19 protein-coding genes and 1 pseudogene are annotated in these 23406 nt (G+C 65.2%); 18 read left to right on the plus strand and 2 right to left on the minus strand.

What is annotated here, in order from left to right; translation table 11 throughout:
* Positions 1 to 5: 5 nt before the first annotated feature.
* Together C7G41_RS07410 and C7G41_RS07415 are read left to right on the plus strand one after the other, a co-directional pair.
* Positions 6 to 1589 carry an ABC transporter substrate-binding protein gene (locus C7G41_RS07410; RefSeq protein WP_106941928.1) on the plus strand — a complete coding sequence of 528 codons (1584 nt, stop codon included), beginning with the start codon at positions 6 to 8 and terminating at the stop codon, positions 1587 to 1589.
* Entirely contained in the window at positions 1586 to 2959 is a 1374-nt protein-coding gene (locus C7G41_RS07415; protein WP_106941929.1) for an amidohydrolase family protein, read from the plus strand. Before C7G41_RS07410 ends, C7G41_RS07415 begins: the two co-directional genes overlap by 4 nt.
* Here the strand turns inward: C7G41_RS07415 and C7G41_RS07420 are convergent.
* Positions 2949 to 3863 carry a LysR substrate-binding domain-containing protein gene (locus tag C7G41_RS07420; RefSeq protein ID WP_106941930.1) on the minus strand — a complete coding sequence of 305 codons (915 nt, stop codon included), beginning with the start codon at positions 3861 to 3863 and terminating at the stop codon, positions 2949 to 2951. The genes C7G41_RS07415 and C7G41_RS07420 overlap by 11 nt on opposite strands.
* Positions 3864 to 4134: 271 nt before the next feature.
* Between C7G41_RS07420 and C7G41_RS07425 the strand changes: the two genes are divergently transcribed.
* The 10 genes and pseudogenes from C7G41_RS07425 (at position 4135) to C7G41_RS07470 (ending at position 14015) form a co-directional block, all read left to right on the plus strand.
* Positions 4135 to 5169, plus strand: a complete 1035-nt coding sequence (locus C7G41_RS07425; protein WP_106941931.1) for an ABC transporter substrate-binding protein — start codon at positions 4135 to 4137, stop codon at positions 5167 to 5169.
* 23 nt (positions 5170 to 5192) lie between these two features.
* Positions 5193 to 6227 (plus strand): ABC transporter ATP-binding protein, encoded by a 1035-nt coding sequence (locus tag C7G41_RS07430; RefSeq protein WP_199198240.1) that lies wholly within the window; start codon positions 5193 to 5195, stop codon positions 6225 to 6227.
* Positions 6224 to 7099 (plus strand): ABC transporter permease, encoded by an 876-nt coding sequence (locus C7G41_RS07435; RefSeq protein WP_106941933.1) that lies wholly within the window; start codon positions 6224 to 6226, stop codon positions 7097 to 7099. The genes C7G41_RS07430 and C7G41_RS07435 overlap by 4 nt, the downstream gene beginning before the upstream one ends.
* Positions 7096 to 7902, plus strand: coding sequence for an ABC transporter permease (locus C7G41_RS07440; protein WP_027570300.1), 807 nt, complete (start codon positions 7096 to 7098; stop codon positions 7900 to 7902). The genes C7G41_RS07435 and C7G41_RS07440 overlap by 4 nt, the downstream gene beginning before the upstream one ends.
* Positions 7903 to 7910: 8 nt before the next feature.
* Positions 7911 to 9047 (plus strand): FAD-binding oxidoreductase, encoded by a 1137-nt coding sequence (locus C7G41_RS07445; protein WP_106941934.1) that lies wholly within the window; start codon positions 7911 to 7913, stop codon positions 9045 to 9047.
* Between the two features lie 19 nt (positions 9048 to 9066).
* Complete coding sequence (locus tag C7G41_RS07450) at positions 9067 to 9363, plus strand: (2Fe-2S)-binding protein (RefSeq protein ID WP_106941935.1); 297 nt, start codon at positions 9067 to 9069, stop codon at positions 9361 to 9363.
* Complete coding sequence (locus C7G41_RS07455; protein ID WP_106941936.1) at positions 9360 to 10778, plus strand: NAD(P)/FAD-dependent oxidoreductase; 1419 nt, start codon at positions 9360 to 9362, stop codon at positions 10776 to 10778. Before C7G41_RS07450 ends, C7G41_RS07455 begins: the two co-directional genes overlap by 4 nt.
* Positions 10775 to 11896, plus strand: coding sequence for an FAD-binding oxidoreductase (locus tag C7G41_RS07460; protein WP_106941937.1), 1122 nt, complete (start codon positions 10775 to 10777; stop codon positions 11894 to 11896). The genes C7G41_RS07455 and C7G41_RS07460 overlap by 4 nt, the downstream gene beginning before the upstream one ends.
* Before the next feature lie 15 nt (positions 11897 to 11911).
* Positions 11912 to 12259: a RidA family protein gene (locus C7G41_RS07465; protein WP_106941938.1), complete on the plus strand. Its 348-nt coding sequence runs from the start codon at positions 11912 to 11914 to the stop codon at positions 12257 to 12259.
* 172 nt (positions 12260 to 12431) lie between these two features.
* Positions 12432 to 14015, plus strand: a pseudogene (locus C7G41_RS07470) (ABC-F family ATP-binding cassette domain-containing protein).
* 175 nt (positions 14016 to 14190) lie between these two features.
* Here C7G41_RS07470 and C7G41_RS07475 read toward each other — a convergent pair.
* On the minus strand, positions 14191 to 15525 hold the full coding sequence (locus C7G41_RS07475; protein WP_106941939.1) for a dicarboxylate/amino acid:cation symporter: 1335 nt from the start codon (positions 15523 to 15525) through the stop codon (positions 14191 to 14193).
* A gap of 125 nt (positions 15526 to 15650) precedes the next feature.
* Here C7G41_RS07475 and C7G41_RS07480 point away from each other — a divergent pair, with 125 nt between their 5' ends.
* The 6 genes from C7G41_RS07480 to C7G41_RS07505 all read left to right on the plus strand — a co-directional run bounded on the left by C7G41_RS07480 (position 15651) and on the right by C7G41_RS07505 (position 23405).
* Entirely contained in the window at positions 15651 to 16970 is a 1320-nt protein-coding gene (locus C7G41_RS07480; protein WP_106941940.1) for a solute carrier family 23 protein, read from the plus strand.
* A 73-nt stretch (positions 16971 to 17043) separates the two neighbouring features.
* Positions 17044 to 17880, plus strand: a complete 837-nt coding sequence (locus C7G41_RS07485; RefSeq protein ID WP_106941941.1) for an SDR family oxidoreductase — start codon at positions 17044 to 17046, stop codon at positions 17878 to 17880.
* Between the two features lie 254 nt (positions 17881 to 18134).
* The gene (locus C7G41_RS07490) at positions 18135 to 19655 is read left to right on the plus strand and encodes a YadA-like family protein (protein ID WP_158267993.1); all 1521 of its coding nucleotides are present in this window, start codon (positions 18135 to 18137) and stop codon (positions 19653 to 19655) included.
* A 16-nt stretch (positions 19656 to 19671) separates the two neighbouring features.
* Positions 19672 to 20274 carry a hypothetical protein gene (locus C7G41_RS07495; RefSeq protein ID WP_106942191.1) on the plus strand — a complete coding sequence of 201 codons (603 nt, stop codon included), beginning with the start codon at positions 19672 to 19674 and terminating at the stop codon, positions 20272 to 20274.
* A gap of 69 nt (positions 20275 to 20343) precedes the next feature.
* Entirely contained in the window at positions 20344 to 21180 is an 837-nt protein-coding gene (locus tag C7G41_RS07500; protein WP_245446460.1) for an NAD-dependent protein deacetylase, read from the plus strand.
* A 140-nt stretch (positions 21181 to 21320) separates the two neighbouring features.
* The gene (locus C7G41_RS07505; protein ID WP_106941943.1) at positions 21321 to 23405 is read left to right on the plus strand and encodes a hydantoinase/oxoprolinase family protein; all 2085 of its coding nucleotides are present in this window, start codon (positions 21321 to 21323) and stop codon (positions 23403 to 23405) included.
* Position 23406 lies beyond the last annotated feature (1 nt).

Here is a 23406-nt window from a genome sequence, read left to right on the forward strand (position 1 = left end):
TTGTAATGCCGATCTCCCGCCGCTCCCTGTTGAAAGCCGCTGCCGCCGCTCCGGTGCTGTCATTCCCGGGCATCGTACGCGCCGAATCCCAGACCACGCTGCGCTTCATTCCCGTGATCGACCTCGCCTTCGTCGACCCCATCTATTCCACGGCGCAGGTGTCGCGAAACCATGGCTTCATGGTGTACGACACGCTCTATGGCATGAGTTCTTCGCTCCAGGTCTCGCCGCAGATGCTGTCGGGCCATGTCGTCTCCGGCGACGGCCTGCAATGGGACCTCAGCTTGCGCGACGGCCTGTTCTGGCACGACGGCGAGCGTGTGCTCGCGCGCGATTGCGTCGCCAGCATCCGCCGCTGGGCCGCGCGCGACGGCTTTGGCGGCGAGCTGATGGAGGCGACTGACGAGCTGTTGGCCACTGACGACCGCACCATCCGCTTCCGCCTCAAGCGTCCGTTCCCGCTGTTGCCGCAGGCGCTGGGCAAGGCCGCGATCAACGCATGCTTCATGATGCCGGAGCGGCTGGCAAGCCAGGACCCGTTCAAGCCGGTGACCGAAGTGATCGGCAGCGGCCCGTTCCGCTATCTCGCCGACGAGCGCGTGCAGGGCGCGCGCAACGCCTATGCCAGGTTCGAGCGCTATCAGCCGCGCACCGACGGCAAGCCGGATTGGACCGCGGGTCCGAAGATCGTGCATTACGACCGCGTGGTCTGGACCACCACGCCCGATGCCGGCACCGGCGTCGCCGCGCTGCAGACCGGCGAGCAGGACTGGCAGGAGACCACGCCGCACGACCTGCTGCCGATCATCAAGGCTGCCGGCGACATCGAGACGCGCATTCTCGATCCCCGGGGTTATGCCTGCATGCTGCGCCTCAATCATCTGCAGCCGCCGTTCGACAACCCTGCCGTTCGCCGCGCGCTCCTGGGGGCGATCGATCAATCCGCCTTCATGACCGCGGTGGCCGGTACCGATCCGAACTTCCAGGTCTCCCCGATCGGCTATTTCGCGCCGAATACGCCGATGGCGAGCGAGGTCGGCCTCGACGTGTTCCGCGGCCCGCGTGACTACGCCAGGGTGAAGGCCGATCTCAAGGCCGCAGGCTATAATGGCGAGAAGATCGTGGTGCTCGTCCCCACCAACTCACTGGCGCAGAAGCCGCTCGGCGAGATCGCGGTCGACTCACTGCGCAAGGCCGGCATGAACGTCGAATATGCCGGGCTCGATTTCGCCGTGGTGTTGCAGCGCCAGCTCAAGAAGGATCCGATCGGGCAGGGCGGCTGGAGCGCCGCGGTCGGCAACTGGCAGGGCATCGACTGGCTCAATCCGGCCGGCAACACCAACATCCGTGGCGAGGGCAAGGTCGCCGGCTGGTATGCGAGCGAGAAGATGGCCGGCCTGCGCAGCCGATGGCTGGCGGCCTCCGAACTCGCCGAGCAGCAGCGCATCTGCCGCGAGATTCAGGCGGTGGCGTTTCAGGAAATTCCCTATATTCCGATCGGCCTGTACAAGCAGCCGACCGCCTATCGCAAAGCCATCACCGGCATTCTCGACGGCACCGCCGTCTTCTGGAACGTACGCCCCGCATGAGCTCGATCGCAATCTTCGGCAGCTATGTGCTGTCACGCAAGGACGGCGCGCAGGACGTGTTGCGCGACCATTGGGTGCTGATCGAAGGCAAGAGGATCGCCGCGGTGACGCGCGACAAGCCGCGCGCGGATCAAACCTACGACCGTCCCGGCCGCTTCCTGCTGCCGGGCTTGTTGAACCTGCACAATCACTGCTTCTCCGAAGCGGTGGCGCGCAGCCACACCGAGGACGGCAATGGCCGCAAGAACAACCAGAGCATCGTCTATACGGTGCTGCTGCCGCTGACCAAGCGCGGCGCAGATATCTTGTCGGTGGAAGAGCGCATGGCGGTCGCGCGGCTTGGCATTCTTCAACTCTTGAAGGGCGGCGCCACCACGGTGATGGAGCCGTTCCGGAACTCGATCCCGGAGATGTTCGACGCCGCCGAGGAGATGGGCATTCGCTTCTACGGCGCGCCCTATCTGTTCTCGACGTCCGATGCCAAGGCAGGTGCCGACGGCGTGGTTCGCTATTCCGGCGACGACGGCACTGCCGACATGGCGACGTGGGACGCGCTCTACCAGCGCTGGAATAATCGCGGCGATGGCCGCATTGGGCTGGCGATGAGCCCACACGCCACCGACACCTGTGGCCCCGATCTCTTGAAGGCCTGTGCCGCGCGGGCGCGCGAGCTTGGCGTGCCCATCACGACGCATATGGCGCAGAGCCGCGCCGAGGTCGAGACCATCGGCAAGCGCTATGGCGGCCGCACGCCGGCGCAATATCTCGACTGGCTGGGCCTGCTGGCGCCCGATCTGATGGCGGCGCACTGCATGTTCAGCACCGACGACGATCTCAAGCTGATGGCCGCGCGCGGCATGACGGTTCTCAACTGCCCGCGCGTATTCGCGCGCGCCGGCGTCACCGCCGCGTTTAGCCGGTTCGCGGAGCACGGCGTTCGCACCGTGGTCGGCACCGACGGCTACAACATGGACCTGCTCGGCGAGCTCAATGCCGCGTCGCTGATCTCCAAGATCACCTCGGCGCGCGCCGATGTCGCGAACTCGCCCGAGTTGATCGAGGCGAACACGGCGATCGCCGCCGATGTCATCAAGCGGCCCGATCTCGGCCGGATCGAGCCCGGCGCGACCGCCGACCTCACCGTGGTCGATCTCACTCATCCGCATCTTCAGCCGCTGTTCGATCCGCGCCGCGCGATGATCGCGCTCGCCAATCGCGCCAATATCGATCAGGTCATGGTGGACGGTCGCATGCTGGTCGATGCCGGCCGCTATCTTGGCGCGGACGAGGGGGCGATCACTGCGGCGGGGACTGCTGCGATCGGCAAGATCTGGGACCTGCCGGAAGCGCAGGCTGCGTTCAACGGCTGAGGGGTGGCTCGTCGAATTCGGCGAGCGCCTTGCGCATGGTTTCGACCAGATCCAGCGCCACCGGCGAGGGGCTGCGCTGCGCCGGAAAGACCGCTGAGAATTCGAAGTCGATGCGCGGCAGGAAACGGCGCACGACGACGCCGCGGGTGGAAAATTCCTGCGCGGTGAAGGGATCGCAGATCGCAACCCCGAGCCCCGACGACACCATGCCGCACATGATCTCCGACAGCGCGGTCTCGACCCTGAGCACGCGGCGGACATCGTGACGATGGAAGATCTGATCGACGAGGTGACGGCTCGACGAGCCCGCCGACAACGAGATGAAGGTCTCGCCCTCGAAGTCGTGCGGCTCCAAAACTTCCTTTTCCGCGAGGCGGTGACCTGTCGGCAGCACGGCGACCCGCGCCGGCGCAGGCAGCCGCTGGCTCGGAAGGCCCGAATGCGCGATCGGCACCTCGGCAAAGCCGACGTCACACTGATTGTTCAGTACCCAGTCGACCACGATCGGCGAGATCACGCCGAAGAAAGCGAGGTTGAGGTTCGGCCGCTCCTTCAGGAAGTGCCCGGTAAGCCGCGGCAAATAGCCATTCGACAATGCTGGAAGTGCTGCGATCCGCAATGAGCCGGTGCGGCGGCCGCGGATTTCCTCGGCTGCCGCGGTGATGCGTTCGAGGCCGACGAAGGAGCGCTCGACTTCGGTGTAGAGCGCCATTGCCGCAGCGGTCGGCACGAGGCCGGTCCCGCGCCGTTCGAACAGCTCCATTTTCAGCAGCGCCTGGAGGTCCCGGAGCAAGCGAGAGACCGCCGGCTGCGTCACGGTCATCAGCGCCGCCGCCTCAGTCACGCTGCCGGTCAGCATCGTTGCCCGGAAGGCCTCCACCTGCCGCGAATTGATCCGCGCCATCCCAATTCCATTCATAACATTTAGGCATGCAGATGGTGCCATTATTCATTGGACGATGGAAGCCAGAGTTTGCGATCTTTTTCATCAGAGCTGGAGACAGCCCGCTTTTTCGGCAGATTGGAGGGGTTCGAACCTCCGGATCGCGCCAAAACCCGCCGCGCAGGGGCCGGAGCCCTGGTCGGAGAGGGATTTGCGCGGAAGGAAATGCGGAAGGTTCATCCAACGAGACTCGTCGGCACGTCACCTCATCCCGGTATGGAGATCGGACCACATGAAGACTTTTCGCCTTCTGACAGCGGTCAGCATCGCGGCTCTCATTGCCGCCCCGTCGGTCGCCACGGCCCAGCAAAAGACACTCTATGTTGCCGGCTATGGTGGCTCGTTCGAGAAGACCATCCGCGACGAGGTGATCCCGGCCTTCGAGAAGGAGAACGGCGTCAAGGTCGAGTACGTCGCCGGCAACTCCACCGACACGCTGGCAAAGCTGCAGGCGCAAAAGGGCAACCAGCAGATCGACGTCGCCATCGTCGACGACGGCCCGATGTACCAGGCGATCCAGCTCGGCTTCTGCAGCAAGCTCGACGGCCTGCCGGCCGATCTCTACGACACCGCCCGCTTCAAGGATGATCGCGCGGTCGCGATCGGCATCGTCGCGACCGGCCTGATGTACAACACTAAGGTATTCGCGGAGAAGGGCTGGGCGCCGCCGACCTCCTGGAACGATTTGAAGGACACCAAATACGCCAAGCAACTCGTGATCCCGCCGATCAACAACACCTATGGCCTCGAGGCGCTGGTGATGCTGTCGAAGATGAACGGTGGCGGCGAGTCCAATGTCGATTCCGGCTTCAAGATATTCAAGGAGCAGATCAATCCAAACGTACTCGCCTATGAGCCGTCGCCGGGCAAGATGACCGAGCTGTTTCAGTCCGGCCAGGCCGTGATCGCGGTGTGGGGCACGGGCCGCGTGCAGAGCTTTGCCAATACCGGCTTCCCCGTCGACTTTGTCTATCCGAAGGAAGGCGCCGCGACACTGCTGACCACCGCCTGTCCCATCACCAAGCCAAGCACCTCGCCGCTCGCGTCGAGCTTCATCAAGATGCTGCTCGACCCGAAAATCCAGCTCGTGTTGCTGAAGGACTACGGCTACGGCCCGGTGTTGAAATCGCTGGTGGTGCCGCCGGAGCTCGGCAAGATGGCGCCGATCGGCGAGCGGGCCGCAAAGCTGTATAATCCGGACTGGACGGTCATCAACGAGAAGCGGGAGGAATGGACCAAGCGCTGGAATCGCGAGGTCGAGCGCTGATCGGTCATAGCGGAGACAGTGCGATGGCCTATCTCGAGCTCGAAGGGGTCGCCAAGCAATTCGGAGCGCAGACCGTCGTCGACGACTTCAGTCTCGCGGTGGGCAAGGGGGAGTTCATCTCCTTCCTCGGCCCCTCCGGCTGCGGCAAGACAACGACCCTGCAAATGATCGCGGGCTTCCTCGATCCCACCCGCGGCGCGATCCGGCTCGAAGGCAAGGACCTGACCGCGATCCATCCGGCCAAACGCGGGCTCGGGATCGTGTTCCAGAGCTACGCCCTGTTTCCGCACATGACCGCGGCCGAGAACGTCGCCTTCGGCCTCGAGATGCGAAATGTGCCGCGCGGCGAACGGACCGAGCGCGTCCGCGCCGCGCTCGCGATGGTCGGGCTTGCCGGCTACGAGGAGCGTCATCCGCGCCGCATGTCCGGCGGCCAGCAGCAGCGCGTGGCGCTGGCGCGCGCGCTGGTGATCAAGCCGAGCGTATTGCTGCTCGACGAGCCGCTGTCCAATCTCGACGCCAAGCTGCGCGAGGAGATGCAGATCGAGCTGCGCCAGATCCAGCGCACCATCGGCACCACCACGGTCCTCGTCACCCACGACCAGAACGAGGCGATGTCGCTGTCCGACCGTATCGTGGTGATGAGCCAGGGCCGGATCGAGCAGATCGGCACGCCGCAGGAGACCTATGAGAAGCCGGCCTCGGCCTTCGTCTCGCAGTTTTTGGGCAAGACCAACGACTTTGCCGCGACGATCGATCGGACGAGTGCCCCTGCGCGATTGATCGCCGGCTCTTGGAGCGCGCCTGCGCCCGCCGGGCGCAGCGGGCCCGTCACCATCAGCATTCGCCCCGAGCGGATCGACTTTGGCGACGCTGGCCTCAGCGCAAAGATCGTCACGCGCATTTTCCAGGGCAATCACTGGCTGTTCCAGTGCGACAGCGAATGCGGCCCGGCGACCGTGATCCGCCAGAATGACGGCCGGTCGCAGCCGGTCGAAGGCGAGGCAATTCACCTCACCTGGCGGCCGGAGGACATGGGCGTGAGGGGCGTCGCATGAGCGCTTCCGCCGAGGAACGAAACGCACGCACGCCCTGGGCGCTGACCGCGCCCGCTTTGATGCTGTTCGTCGGCGTGCTCCTGATCCCGCTGGCCATGACTGTGATGCTGTCGTTCCACGACTGGGGTCAATACAAGGGCATCGAGCCGGTCTTCATCCTCAAGAACTGGCATGAGATCGTAACCGATCCCTATTACGCCGAGATGTTCGGGCGGACGTTTCGTATCGCGATCTTGACCACGCTGCTCACGGCCGTGCTCGGTGCGCCCGAAGCCTACATTCTCAATCGCATGGGCGGACGCTGGAAGAGCGTTTTCCTGCTGGTCATCCTGGGGCCGCTGTTGATTTCCGTGGTGGCGCGGACGCTCGGCTGGGCGCTGCTGTTCGGCGGCAACAACGGGCTCGTCAACAAGCTGCTGATGTCGGCCGGGCTGATCCGCGCGCCTATCCCCTTCATGTTCACCGAGACTGGAATGGTTATCGCGCTCGCGCATGTGATGATGCCATTCATGGTGCTGTCGGTGTGGGCGGCGCTGCAGCGTCTCGATCCGCAGATCGAGAATGCCGCGATGTCGCTCGGCGCCGGCCCTGTGACCATCATCCGCCGCATCATCATGCCGCAGATCATGCCGGGCGTGCTGTCGGGGGCGATCATCGTCTTCTCGCTCTCGGCCAGTGCGTTTGCGACGCCCGCGATCATCGGCGGCCGCCGGCTCAAGGTCGCGGCGACGCTCGCCTATGACGAGTTCCTCAACACGCTAGACTGGCCCCTGGGTGCGGCGGTCGCCACGCTGCTGCTGGCCGCGCTGGTCTTGATCGTCGTCGGCAGCAACGCACTGATCGAGCGCCGTTACGCGGAGGTGTTCCGATGAGCCGGAACGGCCCGCTCGCGCTGATCTTCCACACCATCTTCGTCATCGTCATGGTGGCGCCGATCCTCGTCGTCTGCCTCGTCGCGTTCACGCCTGAAGGCTTCCTGTCGTTGCCGACAAACGGTTTTTCGTTGCGCTGGTTCAGGGCGATCGCCAACTATCCCGAATTCGTCCATGCTTTCTGGGTCAGTCTTGGCCTTGGCGCACTGTCCTCCTTCGTGGCGCTGCTGTTCGCTGTGCCTGCGGCGCTGGCGATCGCGCGCTATCGGTTCCGCGGTCGCGACGCACTGGCAGCGTTGTTCCTGTCGCCGCTGATGATCCCGCATGTCGTGCTCGGCATCGCGTTCCTGCGCTTCTTCACCTCGGCTGGCCTCGGCGGCAGCTTCGCCGCGCTGATCATCGCGCATGTCATCATCGTGTTTCCGTTCGCGCTGCGGCTGACGCTGGCGGCGGCGACCGGCATGGACCTCTCGGTCGAGATGGCGGCGGTCTCGCTCGGCGCCGGCGGCTGGACGCTGTTCCGCCGCGTGACGCTGCCGCTGATCCTGCCCGGCGTCATCAGCGGCTGGGCGCTCGCCTTCATCCAGTCCTTCGACGATCTCACCATGACCGTCTTCCTCGCGGCACCCGGCACCGAAACACTGCCGGTGCGCATGTTTCTGTACATCCAGGACAACATCGATCCGCTGGTGACGTCGGTCTCGGCCTGCGTGATCGCGATCACCATGACCGCTCTCATTCTGCTCGACCGCTTCTACGGGCTCGACCGCGTGCTCGCCGGCAAGGGCGATACAGGGCGATAGGAGAATCCATGCGAACAGATTACGACGTCGCCGTCGTCGGCGGCGGATTGCTCGGCTCCGCCATTGCCTGGGGCCTCGGCCGGCTCGGCAAGCGCGTCGCCGTGCTCGACGAAGGCGACATCACCAAGCGTGCCTCGCGTGCCAACTTTGCGCTGGTCTGGGTGCAGAGCAAGGGACTCGGCATGCCGGCCTATACCGTGTGGACGGTGCAGGCGTCACAGGCGTGGAGCAGGCTCGCCTCGGAGTTGAAGCAACAGACCGGCCTGGATGTCTCTCTCCAGCAGAATGGCGGCTTTCATCTCACGCTCGGCGAGGACGAATTCGGCCAGCGCACCGAGCTGGTCAAGCGCATGCACAACCAGACAGGCGCCGCCGACTACAAGATGGAGATGCTGCCGGCGTCCGAGGTGAAGAAGGCGCTGCCGCTGATCGGGCCCGAGGTCTCCGGCGGCAGCTATTGTCCGCTCGACGGTCACGTCAATTCGCTGCGCACGTTTCGTGCGTTCCACACCGGCTTCAAGGCATTCGGCATCGACTATCTTCCGGAACGTCCGGTCTCGGCGATCAGCAAGAGCGGCGGCGAATTCCGCCTGACGACGCCGCAGGGCGAGCTCCGTGCCGCCAAGATCGTGCTCGCCGCCGGCAATGCCAACCAGACGCTGGCGCCGATGGTCGGTCTCTACGCCCCGATGGGCCCGACCCGTGGCCAGATCGTGGTGACCGAGCGCACCATGCCGTTCCTGCCGCATCCGCTGACCACGATCCGTCAGACCGACGAGGGCACGGTGATGATCGGCGACAGCAAGGAAGACGAGCTCGACGATCGCGCGCTGAAGCATTCGATCAGCGCCGTGATGACCGATCGCGCCCAGCGGATGTTTCCGCATCTCGCGCGGCTCAACGTGGTCAGGAGCTGGGCCGGCATTCGCGTGATGCCGCAGGACGGCTTTCCGATCTACGACCAGTCGGAGACGCATCCCGGCGCCTTTGTCGCCTGCTGCCATTCCGGCGTGACGCTCGCCTCCAACCACGCGTTCGAGATTGCGCGGATGGTCGCGCAGGGCGCGCTCGAGCCGGAGCTGGTCGGCGCGTTCTCGGCCAGCCGTTTTGGCGCCGCCGGTGCTGCGAACAACAGCGGCTACTAGAGATATTGAAGGAGCCAGGATGTTCAAACGATCGGAACAGGACAAACGGCCGCCGGTGCAAATCTTCGTCGATGGCGTTGCCGTCGCGGCGCGGCAGGGCGACACCGTCTCCGCGGCGCTGCTGGCCTCGAGCTGCGATGCACGCCGTTCGACCGCGGTGAGCGGCGCGCCGCGTCTGCCCTATTGCATGATGGGCGTGTGCTTCGATTGCCTCGTCACCATCGATGGCGTCGGCAACCGACAGGGCTGCCTGGTGCCGGTCGCCGAGGGCATGCAGATCGAGATTCAGAAGGGCAAGCGGGAGATCGGAAAATGACTGTGGCTCCCAAGCGCGAAGAATACGACGTCGTGGTGATCGGGGCCGGGCCTGCCGGCCTTGCCGCCGCTGCGACGTCCGCCGAAGCCGGCCTGTCGACGTTGCTGCTTGACGAGAATGTCGGGCCGGGCGGCCAGGTGTTCCGCGCCATCGCCTCGACGCCGGTGACCGAGCGCGATCAGCTCGGCGCCGACTATTGGGTGGGCGCCGATCTCGTGCAGGCACTGCGCGCGAGCGACGCCGAGGTCATCCACCGTGCCACCGTCTGGAGCCTCGACCGCAACCTCGATATCGCCGTCTCGATCGGCGGCGCGTCCGCGTTCATCAAGGCGAAGCGCGTGATCCTTTCGACCGGCGCGCTGGAACGGCCGTTCCCGATTCCGGGCTGGACGCTGCCGGGCGTGATGACCGCGGGCGCCGCGCAGACGATGTTGAAATCATCGGCCCTGGTGCCGGATGGCCGCGCGGTGATCGCGGGGCAGGGGCCGTTGCTCTGGCTGCTCGCCGCGCAGATATTGCGTCTGGGCGGCCGCATCGATCGCATTCTCGACACCACCGAGCGCGGTAATTATTTTGCGGCTCTCCCCCACGCGTTCGCCTTCCTGACTTCGCCCTATTTCGCCAAGGGCCTGTCAATGATGCGCGAGGTGAAGGCGAAGGTACAGGTCGTCTCCGGCGTCACCGAGCTTTCGGCATCTGGCGACGGCCAGCTCGCGAGCGTGAGCTATGTCGCCGGCGGCAAGCGCGACACCATTCCCGCGGATCTCCTGCTGCTGCATCAGGGCGTCGTGCCCAACGTCAATCTGGCGATGGCGGCCGGAATCGAGCATCGCTGGGATGATCTGCAATTGTGCTGGTCGCCGGTGCTCGATGCCAGCGGCAATTCGTCGGTCGCCGGCATTGCTATTGCCGGCGACGGCGCCGGCATCGGCGGCGCGAGCGCAGCCGTGGTGCGCGGCCGCATCGCGGCACGCGCGGCAGTCGAGGCGTTGGCGCCTGCGGCCGCCACAAGACTTGCGCCGATGGCGAGCCTCCGCGCCGATCTCGCCAAGGCCGAGCGTGGCCGCGTTTTCCTCGACACACTGTTCCGTCCGGCGCCGCAGTTTCGCATTCCAGCGGGCGACACCATCGTCTGTCGCTGCGAGGAGGTCACCGCAAAGGATATTCTCGACGCCGTCGCGATCGGCGCGACCGGGCCGAACCAGCTCAAGGCCTATCGCCGCACCGGCATGGGTCCGTGCCAGGGCCGGCTCTGCGGCCTCACGGTCACCGAGTTGATGGCGCAGGCGCGGGGCAAGAGCCCGCAGGAGATCGGCTATTACCGGCTGCGCGCGCCGGTCAAGCCGATCACGCTCGCCGAGCTTGCCGCGGTTCCGAAGAACGAAGACGACATCAAGGCGGTGGTGCGCGGATGACGCAAAACGTGGATGCGATCGTCGTCGGCGGCGGCATCCACGGGTGCTCGACTGCGCTGCATCTGTGTCTCGCCGGCCTGAAGCCGGTGCTGATCGAGAAGGACTACGCCGGCCGCCACGCCTCCGGCGTCAACGCCGGCGGCGTCCGCCAGCTTGCGCGACACATCCCGGAAATCCCGCTTTCGATCCGCTCGATGGGAATCTGGGAGAAGATCACCGATCTCCTCGACGACGATTGCAGCTTTGAGAGCTATGGCCAGGTCCTCGTCGCAGAGAACGAGGAGGAACTCGCGATTTGCCGTGCACGTGTGGCCGAGCTTAACGCGCTCGGCTTCACCCACGAGGAGCTGATCGATGCGGCCGAGCTGCGGCGCCTCGTGCCTGCGGTCGCCGAGACCTGTCCCGGCGGCGTGGTCTCGCGCCGCGACGGCGCCGCCAATCCGGCGCAGGCGACGACGGCGTTCCGGCGCAAGGCCGAGCAGCTCGGTGCGACCGTGCGTGAGGGCATTGCGGCCACGAACATCCGGCACACCGACGGCCTCTGGCATGTCGATGTCGGAGCCGAGAGCTTTGCCGCGCCGGTGCTCGTCAACGCCGCCGGCGCCTGGGCCGGGACCATCGCAGCCGCGCTCGGTGAGCCCGTTCCGGTCGAGACCGTGGCGCCGATGCTGATGATCACCTCGCACGTGCCGCATTTCATCGACCCCGTCGTGATCCTGCGCGGCCGCAAACTGTCCTTCAAGCAATTCAAGAACGGCACGGTGCTGATCGGCGGCGGCCATCTGGCAACTCCGTACCGGGACCGCAACGAGACGGTCCTGGACTGGAAGAGCCTCGCGACCAGCGCCCGCACCGTGTTCGAGCTGTTCCCGGTGATGCGCGGCGCGACGATCGTCCGCGCCTGGGCCGGCATCGAGGCCAAGACGAAGGACGATCTGCCCGTGTTCGGGCCGAGCAGCCGCCACAAGGGCCTCTATCACCAGTTCGGCTTCTCGCTGCACGGTTTCCAGCTCGGCCCCGGCGCGGGCGCCGTCATGGCGGAGCTGATCGTCAACGGCGGCACCCAAACCCGCATCGGCGATCTCGGCATCGACCGTTTCCATCCTTCCACGCTCTAGCAACAAGAGGACATCATGAGCATTAGCCGCAGCATCCGCACGCCCATCATGCACCGCGCCGTCGAGGCCAACGGCTTCGTCTTCATTGGCGGCACCATCGCCGACGACACCTCGGTCTCGATGGGCGAGCAGACCCGCAACATCCTCGGCAAGATCGCCGGCTATCTGAAGGAAGCGGGGACGGACAAGTCGCGCGTCGTGAGCACCTCGATCTTCGTCACGGATCTTTCCAAGAAGAAGGAGATGGACGCGGTCTGGGTCGAGTTCTTCGGCGACAACCTGCCGACCCGCGCCACCGTCGGCGTCGCCGATCTTGGCGGCAGCGCGCTGATCGAGGTCGTGGTCACTGCGCTCAAGGGCTGATCGCGCAGGCCGGCGGGGACGACAGCGCTTCCCGCGCGCCGTCGTCCCTGCGAGCCTCGCCTTGATCTCGCCCTTTGATGGGAATAGTTAGAGAGCCCTCAATCAGGATATTCGAGAGCCATGGATTTTACCCCGACCGCAATGCCGACCTGCCTTGCTCACGGGGAATTCCATGCCTGCTTCAATCATCCTGTCCAGCCTGTCGCTGTCCACGCCTGACGGCCGCTCTCTTTTTTCCAACATGGATCTGACGTTCGGCGCCGAGCGGACCGGCCTTGTCGGCCGCAACGGCGTCGGAAAGACGACGCTGCTTGCAGCGATTTCGCGCGAGCACATCCCCCAGTCGGGGCGCGTCGCCGTCAACGGAACCGTCGGTCTGCTGCGCCAGGACGTCCAGCCGCTTACGGGCGCGAAGGTGATCGACCTGTTCGGTGCGCGAGCGGCGCTCGATCTTCTTCGCCGTGCCGAGCGCGGGGATGCCTCGGCCGAGGAGGTCTCCGAGGTCGATTGGACCCTCGAAACACGGCTTGCATCCGCCCTTGCGCGTGTCGGGTTCGATGTCGCCCCGGACATCGAGCTCGACCGCCTGTCGGGCGGGCAGGTCACGCGGGTTCGTCTCGCCGCGCTGATCTTCGCGGAGCCGGATTTCCTGCTGCTCGACGAGCCCACCAACAATCTCGATCGGGAGGGGCGCAAGGCCGTGATCGATTTCCTTGCGTCCTGGCGCGGTGGGGCGATCGTCGTCAGCCACGATCGGAGCCTGCTCGAGACGATGGATGCGATTGTCGAGCTGACGTCGCTCGGAGCGACGCGATACGGCGGCAACTGGAGCAGGTATCGCGAGCAGAAGGCCATTGAGCTCGCCTTGGTCAGGCATGATCTCGCACATGCCGAGAGGCGCCTGTCCGGGATTGACGGCAAGGTGCAGGAGGCGGCCGAACGGAAGGCGCGCAAGGACAGCGGCGGCAGGAAGAAGCGCGCCAAGGGCGACATGCCGCGCATCCTGGCCGGCGCGCGCAAGGACCGTAGCGAAGACACCGGCGGCAAGAACGCGCAGATCGCCGAGCGGCGGCGCGCGGATGCGCTTGAGGCCGTCGATACGGCACGCCGGCGCATCGAGATTCTTCAGCCGCTGTCGGTGAAGCTGCCCTCGACCCAGCTGCCGGCGGGCAGGGAAGTGGTTTGGCTGGATTGCGTCAGCGCCGGCTATCAGCCGGATCGGAAAGTCTTGCGCGATCTATCGTTCGCGATCGTCGGTCCAGAGCGGGTGGCAATCGTCGGGCCCAACGGAGCCGGCAAGACGACGCTGCTGAAACTCGTCGCCGGCGAACTGCATCCGCTCTCCGGCACCGTGCGGGTCAAGCCGGACCTTGCGCTGTTCGATCAGAAGGTCAGTCTGCTCGATCCCGCGATCTCCATCCTGGACAATTTTGGGCGCTTCCATCCGAAGGCGAGTGCAAATGAATGCCATGCTGCCCTGGCCCGGTTCATGTTCCGCGCCGATGCCGCCTTGCAGATCGTAGGACATTTGAGCGGCGGGCAGATGTTTCGCGCTGGCCTTGCCTGCTAGCTGGGCGGAGCGACGCCGCCGTCCCTGCTGATCCTCGACGAGCCGACCAACCATCTCGACATCGAATCCATCGAGGCCGTCGAAGCAGGTCTGAGGGCCTATGACGGCGCGCTGCTCGTCGTCAGTCATGACGAGGGGTTCTTGCAGGCGATCGGGATCACGCGCAGGGTCGAGCTGGCGGGCTAAGTGGGCTGCCCATCGTTGATTAACAAAAACCCGACGCCCTGCCCCCAGCGCGTCGGGTGGAAAAAGATGAGTATCAATCCGTGATCCCAACGCAATTGTTGTGACTCGCGCCGCGCCAATTGACCACTCCGGGAAACTACCGCGTTGGAACCGGGCTCAGCCAAACCTGCGCGGCTTAGGAGGCGGCGCTGCCGCCCGGTTCAAGCGCCTCACCCATCTCCAGCGGATGGGCCATGGTCTCGTGCAGTGCATCGCGATCGAGCTCGCCTTCGGAGATGCTGATGACGACGCAGGCGACGCCGTTGCCGATCAGATTGGTCAGCGCGCGACATTCGCTCATGAACTTGTCGATGCCGACCAGGATCGCGATCGACTGGATCGGGATGTCTGGCACGATCGAGAGCGTCGCCGCGAGCGTGATGAAGCCCGCTCCGGTCACGCCCGAGGCGCCCTTCGAGGTGATCATGGCGATGCCGAGAATGCCGAGCTCCTGCCAGATGGTCAGATGAGTGTTGGTCGCCTGCGCCAGGAACAGCGTTGCCAGCGTCATGTAGATGTTGGTGCCGTCGAGGTTGAAGCTGTAACCGGTCGGAATGACGAGGCCGACCACCGAACGCGAGGCGCCGAGATGCTCCATCTTCTGGATCATCTGCGGCAGCACCGTCTCCGACGACGAGGTGCCGAGCACGATCAGGAGCTCGTCCTTGATGTAGGCGATGAAGCGCAGGATCGAGAAGCCGGCGAGCCGCGCGATTGCGCCGAGCACGACCACCACGAACAGGATGCTGGTGAGATAGAACGTGCCGATCAGGGCCGCGAGGTTGAGCAGCGAACCGAGGCCGTAGGCGCCGACGGTGAACGCCATCGCGCCGAACGCCCCGATCGGGGCGACGCGCACGATGATGCGGATGATGCCGAAGAACATCTTTGCGGCCTTGTCGATCGCTTCCGCAATGGGCTCGCCGGCCTTGCCAAGGAATGCGATAGCGAAGCCCGACAGGATCGAGATCAGCAGCACCTGCAACAGGTCGCCGCGCGCGATCGCGCCCAGATAGCTGTCGGGGATGATCGCCAACAGATGGGCGACGATGCCTTCTTCCTTGGCCTTGGTGACGTAGGTCGCCACCGATTTCGGGTCGATCGTGGCGGGATCGATGTTGAAGCCGTGTCCGGGCTGGAGGATCTCGCCGACAAGCAGGCCGATGGCGAGCGCGACGGTCGAGACCGTCTCGAAATAGATCAGCGACTTCAGCCCGACCCGGCCGACGCGCTTGAGGTCGCCCATCGAGGAGATGCCGTGCACCACCGTGCAGAAGATCACCGGCGCGATCATCATCTTGATCAGCGCGATGAAGCCGTCACCGAGCGGCTTCAGGGCCTTGCCGAGATCGGGATAGAAATAGCCGATGAGCACCCCGAGCGCGATCGCGATCAGCACCTGAATGTAGAGGATCTTGTACCAGGGCTGGTGCCGGCGGTGGATGCCTGGCTGGATCGCAATCTGTGTCATAGAATAGGCCCCGGAACGTATTGATCTTGTTTGATTTGCATCATGTGATGGACGCCGCAGAAGCGACAATCACATTTTTGTCTGTTCGCACGAAGATCGGTCGCTGCACCGCAACTGGGGGGAACATGCCGATTGCAACGGGCTCCGAACCGCGAGCGCAAGGCTATTTCCCGCGTTGGACGCTGAAGTCCTCCGGCGTGATCATGCCCGAGGAACGGCTGCCGATTGGCCAGACCATCGTCTCCGGTCTCCAGCATTGCGTCGCAATGTCGGGCTCGACGATCATCGCGCCGCTGCTGATGGGGTTCGATCCCAATGTTGCGGTGCTGTTTTCCGGCATCGGCACGCTGATCTTCTTCGTCATCGTCGCGGGGCGCGTGCCGAGCTATCTCGGCTCGAGCTTCGCGTTCATCGCGGTCGTCATCGCCGCCACCGGCTACGTTGGGCACGGGCCGAACCCGAACCTGTCGGTTGCGCTTGGTGGCATCGTCGGGGCCGGCGTCCTCTACGGCGTGATCGCGCTGATCGTGATGTGGTCGGGGGTTGGCTGGATCGAGAGGCTGTTGCCGCCGGCCGTCACCGGCGCCGTGGTCGCCGCGATCGGCCTCAATCTCGCGCCCGTGGCGGTCAAGGCGGTGAGCGCCGGCGCATTCGACACAGGAATCGGGCTCGCGACCGTTCTGATCATTGGCGTGGTTGCCGTTGCTGCACCTGGCCTGTGGCGCCGCCTGCCGATCATCCTCGGCGCGATCGGCGGATATCTTTTGTACCTGCTGTTCGCGAACGGCCTCGGCTTCGGCAAGTCGATTGACTTCACCCCGCTTGCGGCTGCGCCGTGGATCGGCCTGCCGAGTTTTACCACGCCGACCTTCCAGACCGATGCGATCGTCCTGATCGCGCCGGTCGCGATCATCCTCGTCGCCGAGAACCTCGGTCACATCAAGGCCGTCGGCGCCATGACGGGCAGGAGCCTCGATGACTATCTCGGCCGCGCCTTGCTCGCCGACAGCCTCGCGACCATCGTGGCGGCCTGCGGCGGCGGCACCGGCGTCACCACCTATGCCGAGAACATCGGCGTCATGGCCGCGACGAAGGTCTATTCGACCTTGCTGTTTGCCTTCGCGGCGATGGTGTCGATCGTGCTGGGCTTCTCGCCGAAATTCGGCGCGCTGATCCTGTCGATCCCGGGTCCCGTCATCGGTGGGCTCTCGATCGTGCTGTTCGGATTGATCGCCGCGATGGCTGGCCGGATCTGGGTCGAGAACAGGGTCGACTTCTCAAGTCCGGCAAACCTGATCACCGTCGCGGTCGCGCTCACCGCAGGCGCCGGCGACCTCACGCTCAAATTCGGCGCCTTCACGATCGGTGGGATCGGCACCGCAACCTTTGGTGCCATCATCCTGTATCAGATCCTGACCTCGCCATTCGCGCGCCGCGCCGAATGAATCGCAGTGTTGCGCTGAAAGATGGAACAAAAAGCCGGTTCCGTCGCTGATCAGGGCATCCCGGAGAAAACTCATGCCACAAACCGATCGCTCGACCTCGTTTCACTCGCGTCTTGTCGGCCAGTACGCGCTGGTGACCGGCGCCTCCCAAGGCATCGGCCGCGCCGTCGCCGTCCGGCTCGCCCAGGAGGGCGCGACCGTCGCCATCAACTATTTCGGTCACCCTGAAGGGGCCGAGGAGACACTCGCGCTCGCGCGGACGGCATCCGGTGATCGCGGCCACGGCAGGCTCGATCACATCATCGTCAAGGCCGATGTCGGCAATGAACAAGACGTCGCCGCGATGTTCGAGACGATTCTGGCGCGCTGGAAGCGCCTCGACTGCCTCGTCAACAATGCCGGCTTCCAGCGGGAATCGCCGAGCGAAGCGCTCGACATCGAAACCTACCGCCGCATCATCGACGTCAATCTCAACGGCGCCGTGTTCTGCGCTCAGAAGGCGCTCGCGCATTTCGTCGCGCGCGGCGCAGGCGGCAGCATCATCAACTGTTCGAGCGTGCACCAGATCATCCCAAAACCCGGCTATCTCGCTTATTCCATCAGCAAGGGCGGCATGGCCAATCTGACGCGCACGCTGGCACTGGAATTCGCGGGGCGCGGCATTCGCGTCAATGCAGTCGGGCCCGGTGCGATCGACACCCCGATCAACGCGGCCTGGACCGGCGATCCGGAAAAGCGCGGCGTGGTCAGCAGCCACATTCCGCTCGGACGTGTCGGATCGCCGGAAGAGATCGCCGCCGTGTTCGCCTTCCTCGCGTCGGAGGATGCCAGTTACATCACCGGGCAGACCATCTATGCCTGCGGAGGCCTGACTCTGTTTCCCGAGTTCCGGGACAACTGGGCGAGCTAGCAAAGATCACGAGCGTTCTCGCTGTTCTCGCGGTCTGCCTGCGGCGTCGACTCTCATCGTCGAGACTTTTCGCGATGCAATCCAGCAACAGTCGGAAAAAAGCGGGCTGTCGGCGCCGCACGCGCGGACGAACTCAACCGAACGGTTGATGTCCCGTCTGTGGCCCTGTCCCACCGTTGTGGAGGCTTGGACCAGTGGAGAGCGACAAGATGCCGATCAGTTGTCCGCAACCGGGAGCGACTGATGGGGGCAGCATGCACCGCTCTTCGCCCCGCATTGACCGCGACGCTTCCGGCGTGATCGCCGCGCTGGTCAACCTGGCGGCTCTCGCGGCCATGGCTTTGCTCCTCGGAATGTCTCCGGCCGCCGCCCAATGCTATTCCAGTGGAAATTTTTTCCAGGGCACCTGCTCGGCCCAAGGGACTCCCGGCACCAACGGGATCGCAATCGGCGATAATACCCGGGCCGACAACTTCTCCACCGCCTTTGGCGACCACGCAATTGCGCTTTTCAACAGTGCGACCGCGGTGGGGAGTGACGCGGTGGCCAACGACCTCAGCGTGTCAATTGGTGCAAATGCCGGTCTATCGACGGTTAACCAGGGCATCACCAGCATCGGTACCAACTCCAATAGCACGCCGGCCGGCGCCGGCAGGTGGAGTACGGCAATTGGCTCGGGTAGCCTTGGCAGCGGTCCCAGTTCGCTCGGAAACTACAGCGTCGCGATCGGGGGCGGCGACGGCAGCTTTCTCGGAACGGGCGCAACGTCGGGCGGATTTGGATCGGTTGCGATCGGCCTCAGCAGTTCCTCGGGGGGCGCTTCATCAACAGCCATCGGGAACGCCGCGAACGCCAGCAACACCAACTCGACTGCATTGGGCAGCGCGGTGACCGCAAGCGGCGGCAACTCCTTCGCGGCCGGCAACAATTCCCACGCCACTGGGGCGAGCGCTGTCGCGATCGGCGACGGCGCGACCGCCGGCACGGGCGCCAATGCGATTGCCATCGGCACCGGTGCAGTCTCGACCGGATCGATTGCCGTCGGCGCAGATTCGGCGGCAGCGCTCGGCAACACCGCCGTTGGCGATGGGGCAAAGGCAAGTACCGCCGCCGGCAGTTCCGCATTCGGCAATGGTGCTATTGCCTCGGCATCCAATGCCACCGCAATCGGCGCTGGCAGCAACGCTACCGCTGCCGGCGCGGCGGCTTATGGACAGGGCAGCACTGCGTCTGCCGCGAGCGCAACGGCAATCGGTTCTGGTGCGACTGCGGGATTCTCGAACTCCACCGCCATCGGCTCCGGTGCGACAGCAACGGCTGTCAACCAGGTTGCGATCGGGACCGCCAGCAACACCTATCGCATGGCCGGCGTCGCGTCGGCGGCCAGTCTTGCGGCACAGAGTGGACCGGTGTCCTTCGTGACGACCGATGCGGCCGGCAATCTGGCAACGTCGAGCTTCAATCCGGCGAGCATCACCTCACTGCAGTCGCAGGTGACCTCGTTGCAATCGCAGGTGATGGACAACCGGCTCGAGGCGCGCAGCGGCACCGCAGTCGCACTCGCGGCCGGCTCGATGCCGGAGCTGCAACAGGGACGCAAGTTCGCGCTCTCGGCCGGCTACGGCAATTTCGAGGGCGCCAACGCGTTTGCAGTCGGCGCAACAGCACTGCTTTATGACGGCAAAAGCTATGCGATTATCGCCAATGCAGGCGGCGGTATCGGGCTCGAGCGCAGCGTTGCAGGTGGACGTGGTGCTGTCTCGATCCAGTGGTAGGCAATCCGTGGTCGCCGTGATGCTGCGTTGGCTGGGCGCGGGCCTCGGTGTTCTAGTCCTTGGGTTGCTGATCCTGGGGGTGGTGACGACATCAGCACAGCAGACGCCGCCGCAACCGCACCCGGCAGCGCCGCCGCAGCAACAGGCCGCCAAGCCCGCCAATATCGACCGCAACGGCGTGCTGATGCTGATCCGCTCGACCCTGCTTGCGCTCGACCATGCCAACAAGACCGGGAACTACACCGTGCTGCGCGATCTCGGCGCTCCCGGCTTCCAGGTGAACACGGCCGCAAAGCTTGCGGAGATCTTTGCCAAGCAGCGCGGCGACAAGCTCGATCTCTCCGGCGTCGCGGTAATCGATCCGCAATTGTCGCTGCTGCCGCAGATCGAGCCGAACGGGCTCCTGCACATGGCAGGATTTTTCCCGTCGGTGCCATCTCAGGTGAATTTCGAACTGATGTTCGCGCCGGTCGAAGGACAATGGCGTGTGTTCGGCGTGTCATTGTCGGTGGGGCAGTCCGCACCGGTGGCGCCCGCCGCTCCTGAAGCTGCGCCTGGCAAGGCCGTCGTCTCACAAAAACAATCCGTGTCGCCGAAGCCAAGCATACCCTCGAAATAGTCTTCGGATTCGAAGCGCGCGGGCGCAACCGATCTGGCAAAACCCGCCTGCGCGGACTACATCTGCGCCATGGCAAATCATCCTCTGGCAAATGATCCGCTGGCAAATCATCCGCTCCAGGATTTCGTCGGCCGGCACGAACGTCTGTTCGTGCTGACCGGTGCTGGCTGCAGCACCCATTCGGGCATTCCCGATTATCGCGACAGTCACGGCAACTGGAAGCGGACCCAGCCGGTGAACTTCCAGGCTTTCATGTCGGAAGAGCATACGCGCCGGCGCTATTGGGCGCGCAGCCTGATCGGCTGGCGGCGGTTCGGCCAGGCGAGGCCGAACGATGCGCATCACGCGCTCGCCCGGCTCGAGGCGAGCGGGCGTTGCGGAATGCTGCTGACCCAGAACGTAGACCGTCTGCATCAATCCGCCGGCCACCGCCAGGTGATCGACCTGCACGGCCGGCTCGATCTGGTCCGGTGCATGGGCTGCGGCCAAAAGACGCCGCGGAGTGAATTCCAGGAGACGCTCGGCCGCGCCAATGCGGAATGGCTGACGCTCGACGCCGCCGATGCGCCCGACGGCGACGCCGACCTGGAGCATGCGGATTTTTCGTCGTTCAAGGTGCCAGCCTGCGAAGCCTGCGGCGGCATCCTCAAGCCCGATGTCGTGTTCTTCGGCGAGAACGTCCCGCGCGACGTGGTCGCTACCGCGCAGGATCATCTGGCGCAGGCCGACGCCATGCTTATCGTCGGCTCGTCACTGATGGTCTATTCCGGTTTCCGCTTCGTGCAGGCGGCCGCGCAACGGCAAATCCCGATCGCTGCGGTCAATCTCGGACGCACCCGCGCCGATGATCTCCTCACGCTCAAGGTCGAGGAGCGCTGCGAAGCGGCGCTTGCATTCCTGCTCTGATCGCGCGGGCTGCGAACACGCCTTGCCTATTGCATGGGTGCCAAGCAGAATAGCTGGACACAGCATGTTCCTGTCGCCCATGGCATGGAAATTGCTGCGCTTTTGTCCTCAGTCTTGACGATCAGCACGGAGAATTTGGAATGCTTGAGGGAGCCGAGGTGCGGCTTGCCGTCGATATCGGTGGCACGTTCACCGACATCGTGCTGGACGTGGGACAGGATCGCAAGACGCGCAAATTGCTGACGACGCCGCAGCGGCCCGAACAAGCGGTGCTGGACGGCATGCGGCTCATTCTCGCTGATGCGCGTGCCCATATCAGCGACATCGACGTCTTCATTCACGGCACGACGCTCGCGACCAACGCCATCATCGAGCGTCGCGGCGCCAAGACGGCGCTGATCGCGACCGAGGGCTTTCGCGACGTGCTCGATATCGGCACCGAGAGCCGCTACGACCAGTATGACCTCAGCATCGACAAGCCGAAGCCGTTGGCGCCGCGGTCCCTGCGCTTCACGGTCCCCGAGCGCATCGACGCCCACGGTGGCGTCCGCCTCCCGCTGGACGAAGCGGCGGTGCGTGCGCTCGCGCCAAGATTGCGCGCGCTGAACGTCGAGAGCGTCGCGGTCGCCTTCCTGCACTCCTACGCCAATCCCGAGCACGAGCGCCGCACGGCCGCGATCATCAGCGAGGAGATGCCCGGCATTTCCGTGACCGTATCGTCCGCGGTGTGTCCGGAGATCCGCGAATATGAGCGCACATCGACGGCGGTGGCCAACGCCTATGTGCAACCGCTGATCGACGGTTATCTCGCCCGCATGTCCGATGCCTTGCAGGTCGAGCAGTACCGCGGTGCGATCTATCTCGTTACCTCCGGCGGCGGCGTCACCTCGATCGAGACGGCACGGCGCTTTCCGGTGCGCTTGGTCGAATCCGGTCCTGCCGGCGGCGCCATTTTCGCGGCGCAGATCGCGGCGCGTCTCGGCGAGAGCAAAGTGCTGTCCTTCGACATGGGCGGCACCACGGCAAAGATCTGCCTGATCGAAAAATACCAGCCCGAGACCTCGCGTGTGTTCGAGGTCGATCGCGCAGCGCGCTTCCTGAAAGGTTCGGGTCTGCCGGTGCGGATTCCGGTGATCGAGATGGTCGAGATCGGCGCCGGCGGCGGCTCGATCGCGCATGTCGACGCGATGAAGCGCGTCACGGTCGGCCCCGAGAGTGCCTCGTCGGAGCCCGGGCCCGCCTGCTATGGCCGCGGCGGCCTGCGCCCGGCCGTGACGGATGCCGATGTTGCGCTCGGCCTGATCGATCCCGACGCCTTCGCGGGTGGCACGATCAAGCTCGACCCTGAGCTCTCGAAGCAGGCGCTGCTGCGCAGCGTCGGCGAACCGCTGGGCCTGTCGGCGGAAATCGCGGCCTATGCCGTGCACGAGGTCGTCTGCGAGAACATGGCGAGTGCGGCGCGCGTGCATGCGGTCGAGCGCGGCGAGATTGTCGGTCAGCACACGCTGATCGCCTTCGGCGGCGCGGCGCCACTGCATGCGGCGCGCGTCGCCGAGAAGATCGGTGTCTCCCGCGTGATCGTCCCTTCCAATGCCGGCGTGGGTTCGGCCGTTGGCTTCCTTGCGGCCCCGATCGCCTATGAGCTGGTGCGCAGCCGTCACGTGCGGCTCGACGATTTCGACACCGAAGGGGTCTCCGACCTGCTCCAGGAGATGGTGACCGAAGCGCGTGTTCTGGTCGAGACGGGTGCGGCCGGCGCGCTGGTGCGTGAGCGCCGCGCGGCGTTCATGCGCTATGTCGGCCAGGGCCATGAGATCTCGATCGAGTTGCCGAACCGGCGGTTGGCGACGGCCGATCTCGCCGGCCTGCGCCAGAAGTTCGAGGCGGATTATGCGGCGATGTTCGAGCGGTCGATCCCGGGCGCGGCGATCGAGGTCTTGAGCTGGTCGGTGCTTGCGACGACCGAGGCGCGCAATCCGGCCACGGTCGCGGCTGTTACGCGCAAGCCCGCCGGGAAGGCGACCGGCAGCCGCAGGTTCTTCGACGGCCGGGCCGGGGAGGTGATCGAGATCCCGCTCTACCGCCGCGAGGATATGGCGCCGGGCGCGACGATCGTAGGTCCCGCGGTGATCGCGGAGGACGAGACCTCGACGTTCGTCTCCAACAGTTTTGATGCCCATATCGACGGTGCCGGCAGCATCGTCATGGAACGGAAGGCGGCTTGAT

Origin of the sequence: Bradyrhizobium sp. MOS002, assembly GCF_003020115.1 — a bacterium.
Taxonomy (GTDB): domain Bacteria; phylum Pseudomonadota; class Alphaproteobacteria; order Rhizobiales; family Xanthobacteraceae; genus Bradyrhizobium.

What these genes read in the sequence shown, in the direction of transcription:
- C7G41_RS07410 (WP_106941928.1), top strand. Translation starts at nt 6, where the DNA reads ATGCCGATCTCCCGCCGCTCCCTGTTGAAAGCCGCTGCCGCCGCTCCG.
- C7G41_RS07415 (WP_106941929.1), top strand. Translation starts at nt 1,586, where the DNA reads ATGAGCTCGATCGCAATCTTCGGCAGCTATGTGCTGTCACGCAAGGAC.
- C7G41_RS07420 (WP_106941930.1), bottom strand. Translation starts at nt 3,863, where the DNA reads ATGGCGCGGATCAATTCGCGGCAGGTGGAGGCCTTCCGGGCAACGATG.
- C7G41_RS07425 (WP_106941931.1), top strand. Translation starts at nt 4,135, where the DNA reads ATGAAGACTTTTCGCCTTCTGACAGCGGTCAGCATCGCGGCTCTCATT.
- C7G41_RS07430 (WP_199198240.1), top strand. Translation starts at nt 5,193, where the DNA reads ATGGCCTATCTCGAGCTCGAAGGGGTCGCCAAGCAATTCGGAGCGCAG.
- C7G41_RS07435 (WP_106941933.1), top strand. Translation starts at nt 6,224, where the DNA reads ATGAGCGCTTCCGCCGAGGAACGAAACGCACGCACGCCCTGGGCGCTG.
- C7G41_RS07440 (WP_027570300.1), top strand. Translation starts at nt 7,096, where the DNA reads ATGAGCCGGAACGGCCCGCTCGCGCTGATCTTCCACACCATCTTCGTC.
- C7G41_RS07445 (WP_106941934.1), top strand. Translation starts at nt 7,911, where the DNA reads ATGCGAACAGATTACGACGTCGCCGTCGTCGGCGGCGGATTGCTCGGC.
- C7G41_RS07450 (WP_106941935.1), top strand. Translation starts at nt 9,067, where the DNA reads ATGTTCAAACGATCGGAACAGGACAAACGGCCGCCGGTGCAAATCTTC.
- C7G41_RS07455 (WP_106941936.1), top strand. Translation starts at nt 9,360, where the DNA reads ATGACTGTGGCTCCCAAGCGCGAAGAATACGACGTCGTGGTGATCGGG.
- C7G41_RS07460 (WP_106941937.1), top strand. Translation starts at nt 10,775, where the DNA reads ATGACGCAAAACGTGGATGCGATCGTCGTCGGCGGCGGCATCCACGGG.
- C7G41_RS07465 (WP_106941938.1), top strand. Translation starts at nt 11,912, where the DNA reads ATGAGCATTAGCCGCAGCATCCGCACGCCCATCATGCACCGCGCCGTC.
- C7G41_RS07475 (WP_106941939.1), bottom strand. Translation starts at nt 15,525, where the DNA reads ATGACACAGATTGCGATCCAGCCAGGCATCCACCGCCGGCACCAGCCC.
- C7G41_RS07480 (WP_106941940.1), top strand. Translation starts at nt 15,651, where the DNA reads ATGCCGATTGCAACGGGCTCCGAACCGCGAGCGCAAGGCTATTTCCCG.
- C7G41_RS07485 (WP_106941941.1), top strand. Translation starts at nt 17,044, where the DNA reads ATGCCACAAACCGATCGCTCGACCTCGTTTCACTCGCGTCTTGTCGGC.
- C7G41_RS07490 (WP_158267993.1), top strand. Translation starts at nt 18,135, where the DNA reads ATGCACCGCTCTTCGCCCCGCATTGACCGCGACGCTTCCGGCGTGATC.
- C7G41_RS07500 (WP_245446460.1), top strand. Translation starts at nt 20,344, where the DNA reads ATGGCAAATCATCCTCTGGCAAATGATCCGCTGGCAAATCATCCGCTC.
- C7G41_RS07505 (WP_106941943.1), top strand. Translation starts at nt 21,321, where the DNA reads ATGCTTGAGGGAGCCGAGGTGCGGCTTGCCGTCGATATCGGTGGCACG.